The 12,856-nt window shown below is 72.8% G+C and carries 12 protein-coding genes; 3 read left to right on the plus strand and 9 right to left on the minus strand.

Annotated elements, in window-relative coordinates; translation table 11 throughout:
* Positions 1-299 precede the first annotated feature (299 nt).
* Complete coding sequence (locus ACZ573_RS31655; protein WP_471310828.1) at positions 300-911, minus strand: TetR/AcrR family transcriptional regulator; 612 nt, start codon at positions 909-911, stop codon at positions 300-302.
* A 96-nt stretch (positions 912-1,007) separates the two neighbouring features.
* On the opposite strand from ACZ573_RS31655, the gene ACZ573_RS31660 reads away from it, so the two are divergent.
* Both ACZ573_RS31660 and ACZ573_RS31665 read left to right on the plus strand, forming a co-directional pair.
* The gene (locus tag ACZ573_RS31660; RefSeq protein ID WP_471310831.1) at positions 1,008-1,454 is read left to right on the plus strand and encodes a nuclear transport factor 2 family protein; all 447 of its coding nucleotides are present in this window, start codon (positions 1,008-1,010) and stop codon (positions 1,452-1,454) included.
* A complete protein-coding gene (locus ACZ573_RS31665) occupies positions 1,451-2,314 on the plus strand; it encodes an NmrA family NAD(P)-binding protein (RefSeq protein WP_471310834.1) in 864 nt (287 codons plus the stop codon). Before ACZ573_RS31660 ends, ACZ573_RS31665 begins: the two co-directional genes overlap by 4 nt.
* Here ACZ573_RS31665 and ACZ573_RS31670 read toward each other — a convergent pair.
* Both ACZ573_RS31670 and ACZ573_RS31675 read right to left on the minus strand, forming a co-directional pair.
* Positions 2,311-3,162 (minus strand): alpha/beta fold hydrolase, encoded by an 852-nt coding sequence (locus tag ACZ573_RS31670; protein WP_471310837.1) that lies wholly within the window; start codon positions 3,160-3,162, stop codon positions 2,311-2,313. The two genes, ACZ573_RS31665 and ACZ573_RS31670, sit on opposite strands and share 4 nt — an antisense overlap.
* Before the next feature lie 50 nt (positions 3,163-3,212).
* Positions 3,213-4,394 (minus strand): UDP-N-acetylglucosamine--N-acetylmuramyl-(pentapeptide) pyrophosphoryl-undecaprenol N-acetylglucosamine transferase, encoded by a 1,182-nt coding sequence (locus ACZ573_RS31675; protein WP_471310839.1) that lies wholly within the window; start codon positions 4,392-4,394, stop codon positions 3,213-3,215.
* Between the two features lie 234 nt (positions 4,395-4,628).
* On the opposite strand from ACZ573_RS31675, the gene ACZ573_RS31680 reads away from it, so the two are divergent.
* The gene (locus tag ACZ573_RS31680) at positions 4,629-4,985 is read left to right on the plus strand and encodes a carboxymuconolactone decarboxylase (RefSeq protein ID WP_471310842.1); all 357 of its coding nucleotides are present in this window, start codon (positions 4,629-4,631) and stop codon (positions 4,983-4,985) included.
* A gap of 181 nt (positions 4,986-5,166) precedes the next feature.
* Here ACZ573_RS31680 and ACZ573_RS31685 read toward each other — a convergent pair whose 3' ends face one another.
* The 6 genes from ACZ573_RS31685 to ACZ573_RS31710 all read right to left on the minus strand — a co-directional run bounded on the left by ACZ573_RS31685 (position 5,167) and on the right by ACZ573_RS31710 (position 12,782).
* Positions 5,167-6,531, minus strand: coding sequence for a carotenoid oxygenase family protein (locus ACZ573_RS31685; protein ID WP_471310845.1), 1,365 nt, complete (start codon positions 6,529-6,531; stop codon positions 5,167-5,169).
* 107 nt (positions 6,532-6,638) lie between these two features.
* Positions 6,639-7,085: an SRPBCC family protein gene (locus ACZ573_RS31690; protein ID WP_471310848.1), complete on the minus strand. Its 447-nt coding sequence runs from the start codon at positions 7,083-7,085 to the stop codon at positions 6,639-6,641.
* Between the two features lie 52 nt (positions 7,086-7,137).
* Positions 7,138-8,664: an MFS transporter gene (locus ACZ573_RS31695; protein ID WP_471310851.1), complete on the minus strand. Its 1,527-nt coding sequence runs from the start codon at positions 8,662-8,664 to the stop codon at positions 7,138-7,140.
* A 113-nt stretch (positions 8,665-8,777) separates the two neighbouring features.
* Positions 8,778-10,784, minus strand: a complete 2,007-nt coding sequence (locus ACZ573_RS31700; protein WP_471310854.1) for an ATP-binding protein — start codon at positions 10,782-10,784, stop codon at positions 8,778-8,780.
* A 232-nt stretch (positions 10,785-11,016) separates the two neighbouring features.
* Entirely contained in the window at positions 11,017-11,409 is a 393-nt protein-coding gene (locus ACZ573_RS31705; RefSeq protein WP_471310857.1) for a nuclear transport factor 2 family protein, read from the minus strand.
* A 158-nt stretch (positions 11,410-11,567) separates the two neighbouring features.
* Positions 11,568-12,782 (minus strand): cytochrome P450, cyclodipeptide synthase-associated, encoded by a 1,215-nt coding sequence (locus ACZ573_RS31710; RefSeq protein WP_471310860.1) that lies wholly within the window; start codon positions 12,780-12,782, stop codon positions 11,568-11,570.
* Between the last annotated feature and the right edge of the window lie 74 nt (positions 12,783-12,856).

Consider the following 12,856-nt stretch of genomic DNA (forward strand, 5'->3'; position numbering starts at 1 on the left):
CGACCACTGCTCACCAGAAAGATCCCCACGCCCCACACCATGATCATCACGGCGCAAGGCGCGGGCCGGAACCCCGATCTAAAACACGGCCTAGTGCTGTGACCGGGCAGCTCGGGGACACGATGTACACGGCGGCCGCGTCCGGTGTCCGTTCGAGCGCCGCCGCCACGTCCGCCGCGGTCACCCCGTGGGCGATGCCCTGCTCCGGGTCGACGGACGGCTGGACGGCGGACGGCTCGGTCCGGCGGGCGGGGGGACCTGGCCGCCCATGAACGGAGGCGGTGCCGGCCGGGGGCCGGTCATTGCCCGGAGGCCGACCCTCGTCCCGCACGGGCGTCGAGCACCGCCGCGGTGAAGCCGGCCAGTTGAGCCCGGAGCTCCTCGCGGGGTACGCCCTTCTCGCCGGCCAGATAGGCGACCAGGTCGGCTCGGGTGGCCGCGAGCAGGGCGTGGGCGCAGAAGCCGGTGTCGGCAGGACCGGGGACGAGCCGCAGCAGGTCCCGGAGCAGCGTGTGCCACCGCTCGTAGTGCTCCGTCCGGTAGGGGCTGTCCGCCCCGCTTCCCTCCAGCGCCACGGCGAGATGGCGGTTGTCGAGCTTGAAGCACAGGAGGGCGTCGAGCAGGGCCGGTACGCGAAGGGGCGCGGGCGTGGCCGGCCCCAGCGGCGGGGGACCCTGTTCGACCGCTTCACGGATCGGTTCGAGCCGTGCCTCGTAGAGCGCGCGGATCAGTCCGTTGCGGTCACCGAAGGCGCGGAAGAGCGTCGCCTTGCCGACGCCGGCCGCTGCCGCGATATCGGCCATGGTGACTTCCTCGGGGCTCCCGCAGTGGGCGAAGAGGGTGTCGGCGGCGGCGAAGACGGCCGCCCGGTTGCGGACCGCGTCCTTGCGCGGCTTGCGTTCGACGGTCATCGGGTTCCCTCCGGTTTGCAATACGGACCGTCGGTCCGTATCTTTCGTGAAGAGAAACGGACCGTCGGTCCGTATCGTAGTGGACGGAGAACCGTCGTGCCCACAACCACCTCACCCCCGGATCTGTACCGCCACAGCCTCCGCCTGCTCCTGGACAAGGACATCGCCTCCTGGACCGGCCTGTGGGCCGAACACGGCGCCATGGAGTTCCCCTTCGCCCCTCCCGGGTGGCCCGGGCGGCTGGAAGGGCGGGACGCCATCGCCGCCTACATGCGGGACTATCCCGACCACATCGACCTGCACGACTTCCCCGACCTGCGGATCCACGAGACCACCGACCCGGAGACCATCGTGGTCGAGATGCGCGGAGTGGGCCGTCTGGTCGCGACCGGGGCCCCCTTCGACATGACGTACATCGCCGTCGTGACCGTCCAGGACGGGCAGTTCACCTCCTACCGCGACTACTGGAACCCCCTTGCCGTCCACGAACCCGGGGCGGCCTTCATGACAGACCCCGACCCCACGAGGAGCAGCGCCCGATGACCGCCACCGCCGCCACCACCACCCCGACCGGCACCACCCTGGTCCTCGGAGCCACCGGCACCACCGGCAGCCGCACCACGGCGCACCTCGTCGCCGCCGGTCGGCGCGTCAGAGCCGGCAGCCGCCGGGCCACGCCGCTCCCGGGCGCCGAGCCGGTCCGCTTCGACTGGTACGACCCCACCAGTTTCGGCGACGCCGTCGCCGGGGCCGACCGCGTCTACCTCGTCCCGCCCGTCGGCGACCCGGACCCGGCCGCGGTCATGGTGCCCTTCCTCGACCGGGCCCGCGCCGCCGGCGTACGCCGCGCCGTACTGCTGAGCTCCTCGGCGATCACCGAGGGCGGACCGGCGGTCGGACAGGTACACCGGGCCCTGCCCGGCCTGTTCGACGAATGGGCGGTCCTGCGCCCCTCCTGGTTCATGCAGAACTTCACCGGCACACACGCCCACGCCGACAGCATCCGTGACGACGGCGCCATCCTGACCGCGGCCGGGACGGGCCGGGTCGGATTCGTCGACGCCGACGACATCGCCGCCGTCGCGGCCCGCGCCCTCACCGACGACCGCGCACCCGGCACCGACCTGGTCCTGACCGGCCCGGAGTCCCTGAGCCACGACGACATCGCCGCACTCCTCACCGAGGTCACCGGCCGCCAGGTGGTCCACCAGCACCTCACCTACGAGGCCATGCGCGACCGCCTGGCCGCGCTCATCCCGCCGGAGTTCGCCGCGATGCTGGCCGGGATGGACCGGTCCATCGCCGAAGGAGCCGAGGACCGCACCACGGACACCGTCCACCGCATCACCGGCCGCCCGCCCCACGACTTCCGGACGGTCGCCCTACGCGAGCTCTCGGCCTAACCGGACGGGCCCGCGGTGTGGTCGAGGATCGCTGCGGTGATCGTCGCCCAGTCGGCTCGCTCGACCCCGTGACCGGCATCCTCCAGAGCCAGCAGCCGGCCCCCGGGAATCCGCTTCGCGAGTGCCTCACCGTGCCGGATCGGGAACATCGGATCGGCGGTTCCGTGGATCACCAGCGTGGGTACGGTGATCGAGGACAAGGGGGCCTGCGAGACCTTGCCGTCCGTGAGCGAGTCGTGGTTGCGGGCCGCTCCGAAATCGTGCGCGCGCTCGACGTCGCGGCGGACCAGGCCGCGGGCGGCGGCCTCGTCGAACGGGCGCCGCCCTCCCGCGAGCACGCGCGCGTAGGCGACCTGGTGGTCGATCACCGTGTCGGCGTCCGAAGGGTCGGGTGGGGCGACCGCGGCGAACCGGGTGAACTCCTCGGCCGGCGGGGGCAGCTCGTCGTCGCCGGGCACGGCGGAGGACGTGCTGATCAGGACGAGCGACCGGACGCGGGCGGCGTGATCGAGCGCCAGCAGCTGCGCCAGGGCCCCTCCGGCCGAGACGCCCACGACGTGCGCGGCCGGGATCCCATGGGCGCGCAGCACGCGGACGGCATCGGCGACCAGGTCCGCCGCGGTGTACCCGGGGCGGCCCGGCGCGCAGGTGACCGACCGGCCGGTGTCGCGGTGGTCGTAACGGATCACGAAGCGCCCGCCCGCGGCGAGCATCCGGCAGAAGCCCTCCTCCCACCAGAGCATCGAAGCCCCCAGGCCCATCACGAGCAGGACGGGCGGATCGGAGGGATCGCCGAAGGACTCGGTGCACAGCTCGACGCCGTCCACCTCGATCACGCGCTCGGCCATCGCCGCTCCTCCTCGCCCGTCCCGTCATGCCCACGTACGGGAGGCACCGGTCAGTCGGAAGCCCCCGCCGCCGCGGACAGCAGTACGTCCACCAGCCGGTCCGCGGCGTCCGGCCTCCCGTACGCACGCGCACGCTGCGCCATCGCCGTCCGCCCGGCGGCGTCGGTCAGCAACGGACCGACCGCCTCCGCGAGGGTCCGCCCGGTGACCTCACCGAGCAGGGCCACCGCAGCGCCCGCATCGGCCAGGTGCCGCGCGTTGTGCGCCTGCTCGTTCCCCGCCGAGGTGGCCAGCGGGACGAACACCGCGGGCTTGCCCAGCGCGGTCAGCTCCGCCAGCGTGCCCGCCCCGGACCGGGACACCACCACATCGGCGAGCGCCAGTACGTCGGGCAGCTCCGGCCCGACGAAGCCCGTCAGGTGGTACCGGCCCGCGAGGACCGGATCGAGAGCCGCGGCGGCGGACCGGAGCTCGTCGACATTGGCCGGGCCGCACTGGTGGATGACGTTCGCGTGGCTCAGCAGCCACGGAAGCACCTCCCGCACCACGCCGTTGATCTGCTGGGCGCCCTGCGCCCCGCCGGTGACGTAGACCGTCGGAAGACGCCTGTCGAACCCCGTCAGGTTCAGCGCCTGCACCGCCTTGTCGGGGTGCCCGGTCAGGATTTCGGGCCTCACCGGGTTGCCGGTGACGACCGCCCGGCCGCGCACCTCGTCCGGCAGCAGCGGCAGCGACGACTCGGAGGACACCGCGATGCGCGTCGCCGAACCGGCCAGCTTCCGGTTCGCCAGGCCCAGCCGGACCGTCTGCTCGTGCAGCACCAGAGGGCGCTTGCACAACCGGGCGGCCAGCCCGGCCGGGACGGCCACGTACCCGCCCGTCGCCAGGACCACGTCCGGCCGGAACTCGGCCACGACCGTACGGGCCTGGGCCACCCCGAGCGGCACCCGCGCCATGTCCTTGACGTTCGCCGCCGAGAGCATCTTCAGGGGATTCGCCGATCTGCGGATCTTCCCCGTGGCGACCGTCCTGAACGCGATGCCCTCCGCCGGGGCGACCCGCGCCTCCAGACCGTCCGCGGTTCCGATCCACAGCACGTCGAGCGCGGCCCCTTCGGCGGCGAGGCGGCCGCGCAACGTGCGGATCGCTGTCAGGGCAGGGTAGGTGTGACCGCCGGTCCCGCCGCCTGTCACGAGCAGCCGGAAGGGACGGGAGAGCGAAGAAGCGTCCATCCGGCCACCCTACTGTCCGGCCCGCCCGCGGCCTCCGACGGGGCACGAGCACCTGCGAGTCACCTGCGCGGCACCCGCGAGGCGGCTGCGACCTGCGGGTATTCGCCCGGACGGCCCAACGGGCACGGGCTCCGGCGGACGCCTACGCTGAAACGGCAACCCGCCGACACGCCCCGGTCCCGCGGTCAGGGCCGGTGCGCCCGGCTCAGTTCAGCACCGAAAGGCGGTTCCGACATGGCCACCAGGTCTGACGCTCCCGTTCTCGACACGCTCGCCGCGATGACCATCGACTCCATCGAGCACTGCGGCATGGACGAGAAGACACTCATCACCACCCGCATCGCCGCTCTCGTGGCCATGGACGCCCCGGCCATCTCCTACCTGGCCCACATCAGCCCCGCGGTCAAGGCCGACTTCACCGTCGAGCAGTTGCAGGACGTGCTCGTCGCGATCGCCCCCGTCGTGGGCACCGCGCGCGTCATGTCGGCCGCCGGTCACATAGCCCAGGCGTTCGGCGTCGCCATAGCCATGGTCGAAAGCGAAGCAGAAGCCATGGCCAACGCCGAAGCCGAAAGCCGCCACAAGACCTGATCCCTCCCCGACGGAGCCCGCGCGCGCAAGGGCTTCCTCCTCGGCTACGCGCCGGCGCGCTGACACGGCGGAATGCCGGAGCCGCGAACAACTCGCGGCTCCGGCAACCGGCCCCGGGGGAGGGCCGTTCTCGGTGGGCGGTGGAGGATGCGGCAGAGCGCGGGCGCATCCCCGCCCAGGGTCAGCCCGCGGAGCCGTCCAGGGTGGTGTCGGGGATCCAGGAGCCGTGGAGGCCGGAGCTGACGCGGTGGGGGAGGTGGACGGTGGCGATGCGGTCGAGGCCGGAGGCGTCCAGCACGACGAGCTGGGACGCGTTCTGCTTGAGGTCGGAGACCACGGTGAGGAGGTAGCCGTCGTCCTCGCGGGCGGTGCCTGCGGCGGGGACGAAGACGGCCTCGCTCGGCATGCGGGCGTCGCCGATCTGGTGGATGCGCCGGGCGCCGGTGGTGCGGTCGTACTTCACGATGCCGTAGCCGCCGAAGCCCTTCTCGTCGGGGAAGGAGATGGCGTACTGGTAGCGGTTCTCGGCGCCGAGGTAGTCCTCGTTGATGGTGGGGAACTCGACGGGGAGGTCGTCGATGATCTGCTCGTCGACGGTGCCGGCGATCAGGTCGAGGACCCAGCGGCGCGTGTAGGAGCGGGCGACGGGTTCGCTGCCGCGTCCGGGTGCGCCGACCCACCAGTTCCAGGAGAGACGGAAGCCCTCGCGGTCGACGGTGGGGCCTTCCAGGACGATGCGGCCCTGGCCGTCCTCGTAGGCGTTCGAGACGTGGAGCATGTTGCCGGGCTCGATGGAGAACCAGCGGGTGTGGCGGGCGCCGTCCTCGCCGCGGGGCATGACGCCGATACGGGCGGGCTGGTGGTCGCTCCAGCTGTAGGGGATGCCGGAGCTCTCGGTGTGGTCGAAGGTGACGTTGCCCTCGACGAAGACGACGTGGCGGCGGGTGAGGGCGAAGTCGTGCTTGAGGGAGGCGGTCGCCCCGGGGACCTCGGCGCTGTGGGTGATGGCGCCCTTGGCGTCGGCGACGTAGTGGGTCAGGAACGGCGGGAAGGGGGAGGAGCCGAAGAAGTGGAGTTCCCCGGTCACGGGGTCCTCCTTGGGGTGCGCGGTCATGGCGGTGCGCAGTTTGCCGTCGAAGTCGTAGGCGCCGACCGTGTCGAGGTCCGGGGTGAGCTCGAAGGGGAGGTTGGCCTCGCACAGCGCGAGGAGGCGTCCGGCGTGCTCGATGACGTGGGTGCCGGCGGCGCTGGCGGTCAGGTCGGGGCCGTGCTCGGTCATGTAGGGGGCGCCGTCGAGGGCGGGGGTGTGGACCCAGCGGTTGCGGTACCACTCGGCGCGCCCGTCACGCAGCCGGATGCCGTGGACCATCCCGCTGCCCTTGAACCAGTGGGTGGGGGTGACACCGGGCTTCGGGTTGTGCCCGTTGCGCAGCAGCCGGCCCGTCAGCTCGGGCGGCAGCGTGCCCTCGACGGTGAGGCCGGAGGCGGAGACCTCCTCGGCGACGGGGGTGTAGTGGCCGGTCAGGTACGGCGGGGTGGTCGTCATGGCGGGAATCCCTCTCGTGGATACGTGGATACGTGGATGTGTGGGGGCGCGGAGATACGTGGATGCGTGGAACCGGAGGTGCGCGGAAGCGCGGACGTGGTGCCCGGTCAGGCGGGCTGTTCGGCACGGCTCTTGAGGTGGGCGAGCCAGCCCTCAAGGGAGTCGTGGAGCGCCTTGCCGAGCTCGTCGGTCTCGGCGTCGACCGGGGCGCCGCTCCAGGACTCCTCGGTGCGGACGACGACCCCGGTACCGGACTGTGACCGTTCGAAGACCCACACGTGGATGCCGACGATGCCGTCGACGGTCCCGCCCCAGACGATCCGCTTCCCGGGGACCAGCTCCCGCACGGTGGAGGTGATGTCCAGGCCGTGGGTGAGCCAGCTGAACGATCTGCCGGGCAGCAGCGGTCCGTCGACCTCGGTCCGGTCGATGTCGGTGTTCCAGGCGGGCCACGCCGCGACGTCGGTGTGCAGCGCCCACACGGTCGTGAGCGGGGCGTCGATCACGGTGCTCAGGCGGACGATCACGGGAGCGGTCTCGTCGATGGTGATCATGGCGGTACTTCCTGTCTGGATGAGGTGTGCCGGTGGTGCGGATGTGGCTGATCTACCGGGCCGGCCCGGCGGGGGAGAGCGGGGAGGTTCCCGGGTCGGTGGCGGGCAGGGCGGTGGCGGTGGCCGGGTTACGCGCCCCGGTGCGGCGGGTGAGGAGCAGGGCGAGGAGTGCGGTGGTGGCGAGGATTGCGGCGGAGACGGTGAAGGCGGCCCGGTATCCGGCGGTGAGGGCTTCCAGGGGAGGCTGGTTGGTGGTCGCGTGGGTGGTGACGGAGCCGGCCAGGGTGGCGAGGGCGGCGAGGCCGATCGCGCCGCCGACCTGGCGGGTGGTGTTCACCAGTCCGCCGGCCAGTCCCGCGTCCTGCCGGGGTACGCCGTCCACGGCGAGGGCGGTGAGCTGGACGAAGGCGATGCTCAGGCCCAGACCGACCAGGATGCTCGGCCCGAGGACATCGACGAGATAGCTCCCGTCCGCCCTCATCCACGACAGCCACAGCAGACCCGCCGCCTCGGCGAGCAGGCCCGCGGTGAGGGTCGCCGTGGCCCCGATGACCCGGGCGATCCGCGGGGCGAGAGCGGAGCCGATCATATGGGCGACAGCCAGGGGGAGTTGTCCCACTCCGGTGACCAAGGGGCCGGATCCCAAGACCTGTTGCTGGTAGAGCGGCAGGAAGAAGAACAGGGCGATCCATACGGAACCCAGCAGCGCCATCAGCAGATTGCCCGCGGCGACCCGGCCGGCGGTGAGCAGCCGCGGTGGTACGAGCGCGTTCGGCCGGCGGCGCTCGATCACGCAGAAGGCCGCGAGCAGCACGGCGGCGGCGCCGAGGGAACCCAGCACCCGGGCGTCCGCCCAGCCGGCGCCGCGCGCCGTGGTCAGCCCCCACACCAGGCAGGTCAGGGCGAGAGTGACGGTGACGGTGCCCAGCAGGTCGAACCGCCCGCGCTGCCGCTCGGCCTTTCCGCCGGCCCGCGCCGACGCGTCCCGTGGCACGAGCGCCACCACGGCGGCCAGCACCACCGCCGCTCCGAGCCCCACCGAGTGGAAGATCCAGGGCCAGCCCCAGGCCTGGGTGAGCACACCGCCCAGCAGCACGCCGCCCGCCGCTCCCGCGCCGGAGACCGCTCCCCACACCCCCAGTGCCCTGCCGCGCCCGGCGCCGGGCGGGAACCGGTCCATCACCAGGGCGAGCGCGGCCGGGGCGATCGCGGCGGCGCCGACGCCCTGCACCGCACGGGCCGTGATCAGGACGCCGGCGGAGGTGGTCAGTCCAGCCGCCACCGAGGCCAGCGCGAACACGGCGAGCCCGGCGGCCAGCACCCGGCGGCGGCCGAGCAGGTCGGCGACCCGTCCGCCCGCCAGGAGCATCGCGCCGAACGCCAGGCCGTAGGCGTTGACCACCCACGTGGTCCCGCCGTCCGAGAGGCCGGCCCCTGCACGGATCTGCGGCAGCGCCACATTGACGATCGAGGTGGCGAGCATGACGGTGAACTGGGCCGCGGCGAGCGCGGCGAGCACCGCTCCCGGCCCGGGGGCCCGGGCCGCTGCCCGGCCCGTCTGCGTGAGTGCAACGTTCATGTCGCACAGACTCGGCGCGGACGGTGTCCACTATCCAGGCCCGGCCGGGGTGACCACTGTCCACTCCTGTCCGCACCTGTCCACCCGGCCGCGGCGACGGCGGGCGTCCGCCGTCACTGACGAGGGTCGTGCAACTCCCGCTGCCACAGGGCCTCGCAGAGCAGGTCCAGGCCCTGGCGCAGGTGCCGGCGGTAGGTGCCGTACGGAAGGCCGAGGCGGCGGGCCGCCGCCTCCTGGGTGGGCGCACCCGAGAAGTGGCCCGCCGTCAGGGCCTCGCGGGCGCGCACCCCGCGCGGGTCGAGCCCGAGGTCGTCGACGGCCCGGCGCAGCAGGGCGCGCAACTCCCCGACGGGATCACCGAGGTCGGCCGCGAGACGGGTCCGCATCAGGGCGCAGGCGGCGAACGCGTCCGCATCACGCCAGTGGGCCAGCGCCTCGCGTACGGCCTGGTCGAACGAGGTGCGCGAGACGGGCGACGGCCCGGCCGGCGCGGCGGGCGCCTCGGTGGCCGATATGAAGTGCATGAGCCATGACTCCACCGGCAGCCTGCGCCAGTCGACGCCGAACACCCCGTACGTGTACTCGCCGACCCGCGGCCGCGCCCCCGTGTCCGTCAGGGTGCCCTTGACGCGCTCGGCCCAGGTCTCGGCGTCCCGGAAGACGGCGAAACCGTACGCGCGCCCGCGGGCGCGGGCCGCCTCCGCCTGGGCCCGGGAACTGCTCAGGTCGATGACGCGCGAGGGCACCTGGTACTGCTCGGGGTAGATCGAGAAGCGGCTGACGCCGATGTGCTCACCGGGGCTCACCGGCGCGGTGGCCTCGGTGTACCGCCACGCGGCGGCCACGACGGGATCGGTGGCCAGGTCCTCGGCATCGGGAGGGGAGGGCAGCGCGAGCCGGGCCGTGAACGCCACGATCCGGCCCGTGCTCACGAGCCGGTAGACGCTGAAGGCCTGCGGCTGGCGCTGCGCCCAGTAGCGGACCAGGTCCGCGGAGGCGGCCCCTTCCGTCTCGGTGGCCATGCGCAGGATGACATCGATGTCGTCCGGGTGCAGGGGACGGTCGTGGACCTCGTCCTCGCGGGACCAGGAGCGCAGCCGGGCCAGCGTCGCGCCCTCCCGGAACAGGTAGAAGAGATCGTCGGTGACCGTCCACACCCGCTCCTCGGGCGCCTCGCGCAGGATGCGCAGGTACTCGTCCGCGAGGCGCTGGCGCATCGCCTCGAAGGCGTTGGGAGCCCGCCACCGCAGGTCGGCGGCCAGCGTCTCGCGTGCCGCGTCGTGCGGATACAGCCCCCGCAGGGTGGACTCCATGAAGGGCAGGTCCCGCAGCCAGGAGAACAGCGGATGGACGTCCTCCCCGGGCAGGACCGCGGCCAGCAGCTCCTCGGACGTCGAATGGGCCTGCGCCGCCACCTCCAGGGCGCGGCGGTGGGCCGCCGTGGGCACCTCCCCGATCAGCCCCGCCAGCAGGGTGCGCAGCACGTCCGCGGTCGGTGCCCAGATCTCCTCCCGGCCGCAGCCCTCGGATCCGGCCGCGGCCGCCAGCGACAGCGCCAGCGGATTGCCCCCGGCGAAGCGCAGCACCCGGTCGCGCAGTTCGGGCCGGATCTGCGCCGCCACCAGCAGGCTCCGGGCCTGCTCCGCGGAGAACGGCTCCAGCTCGCTCACGTGCAGGAGCCGGGACCAGGCGGGATCGGCGGCCCACTGCGGCTGCGGAGCGCGCCGGCCGCCCAGGACGACCAGGGTGTCGTCCGCGGCGCGCGGCAGGAAGTGGTGCCACAGCCAGCTCTCCAGCCACTGGCAGTGCTCGAATGAGTCCACGAACAGGACCGTGCCGGGGACGTCCAGGAACGGTCCGGCGGCGTGCTCGAAATCGGCCGGGTCCCGGCTGACGAACCGGCCGTCGAGTTCGACGAGCAGCCGGCCGGCCGCCCGCGCGTGGTCCGCCAGCCGCCGCAGCAGCGTCGACTTCCCGATGCCGCCGGGCCCGTACACGTAGAACGCGAACGGCGCCTGCGGATCACCGGCCAACGCCTCCCCGAAGCGCCCGAGTTCCTCGTCCCGGCCGACGAAGGCCCGTACGCGCGCCCTGCTCAGTCTTTCCCCCACGGACACCATGGCGGCTCCATCCCTTTGTTCAGCAGCGGACAGCGATCGTGGTGGTCCGGGATCTTCCGCAGGCCACCTGGCTCCGACCTGGCGAAGCCGGGCCGGCCTCCTCGGGGAGGGGCCGGGCGTGACGGCGGGTGAGTGTGCGCGCCCGGCCGGGAGGACGTCACGGAGGCCGTGTCGTCGTCGTTCCCGCCGGGCACGCACCGCTCACCCTGGAGGCTCGAACGGCCCGTTCATGTCACCGGATGAGACCGAGGTTCCCGTCGTCGGGTTGACCGGTGACCAGGAGGGTGGTCTCTTCGACGCGCCGGAAGCGGCCGTCGGGGGCCAGCTCGGCGAACAGGTAGACCTCGGTGCGGGAGGTGTGGCCGTCGTCGTGGACGAGGGTGACGGTGTGCCGGTCGGCGTAGCGCGCTCCGTCGCGGAGCTCGTCGTGGACCTCGACGCGCCCGCTGCGGATCACGGAGCGCAGGCGCGTCATGTGCTCGGCGAACGAGGTCCGGTCGCTCCACACGCCGTTGGTGCGCTGGCGGTAGTCGGGGGTGAAGTGCCGGTCGATGGCTTCGGTGAGGTCGAGGCCCGGGGTGAACAGCAGATCGGTGATGGCTCGGGTGATGTCGGTCGATGTCATGGTCGTCTTCGCCTGATCGGAGTGGGGGGTGTACGGGGGAGCCCGGGAAAGCGGGGGAGCCCGGGCATGCGGGGGGAGCCTGAGCATGCGGGGGAGGCCGGGGATGCCGGGCGAGGGACGGGCGCCGGTCATGTACGTCGTTCACGGCCGGTGCCGCTTCAGCGCACGGGGGTGAAGTCCAGCGACAGCGAGCGCGGGCCCCGGGTGTACAGGCCGGACTCCTGGTACCGGAAGCCGGGGCTGTAACGGACCTGGTCGAGCAGGGGCAGGAGCATCGCGGCGACGGTCTCGATCTCGGCGCGCGCGAAGGCCGCGCCGACGCACTGGTGGAGTCCGGTGCCGAAGGACAGGTGCTGGGCGGCCGCGGTGAAGGAGCGGGCGGTGCCCAGGTCCGGGCGGTGGATGTCGAAGGTGTCCGGGGCGGCGAAGGCGTCCGGGTCGCGGTTGGCCGCGCCGATCATGCAGAACACGGTGGCGCCCGCCGGGACGGTGGTCCCCGCGAACACGCTGTCCTCCTCCGCCTGGCGGGGAATGAGCTGGACCGGCGGGGAGTAGCGCAGGGTCTCGGCGATCGCGGCGGCCAGCAGGTCCGGATCCCGGCGGACCTGTGACAGCTGCTCGGGGTGGTCGATCAGGTGCTTGAAGAGCAGGGCCAGTGTCTTGTCCGCGGGCTCGGCGGAGGCGACGAGGACGTTGAAGATCAGCGCGGTGACGTCGCGATCGCTCATGGCGATGCCGTCGAACTCGGCGGTGCACAGCTTCGATATCAGGTCGTGACCGGGGTTGCGGCGCCGCCGGCCGATCACGGGGAGGAGATAGGCCTCCAACTGCTCGGCGCAGTCCAGGCAGTGGCGGCGGCGTTCGGGGGTGAGGGCGAGGCTGGTGATGAACTCGGCCACACCGCTGTGCCAGGCGGCCACCTGCTGCCAGTCCCTTCGGTCCAGGCCCAGGACGTCGAGCGTCACGTGGATGGCGAAGGGCTTGCCGAAGTCGTTGACCAGGTCCATCCGGCCCCGGGCGAGGAAGGGGGCCAGGAGTTCCGCGGCGTTGGCGTGGATGGCGCGGATCTGGTCCTGGAGCGCCGGGCCGGTGAAGGCCCGGACGGCGATTCTTCGTTTGGCGGTGTGCTCGGCCCCGGTCATCTGGGCGAGGACCGGCCCGCGCATCACCGGCTCGGCGCGCACCTGCAGCGTCTCGGTGGTGAACGCTTCATGGTCGGTCAGTACCCGCTTCACGTCCTTGTAGCGGGAGAGGAAATAGCTGTCGATGGCCGGCTCGTAGTGCACGGGAGCCTGCTCCCGCAGCTGTGCGAAGGAGCGGTGGGGGGCGGCGGCGAAGTCCTCGGACAGGACGCTGAGACCGGTGTCGACCACGGGGGGCATGGTGAAGACCTCTCGAACTGCGCAACGCGTGGGGGGACAAGGCCCGGGGTCGGCGCGCGCGCCCC

The organism is Streptomyces sp. NPDC040545, assembly GCF_055595065.1.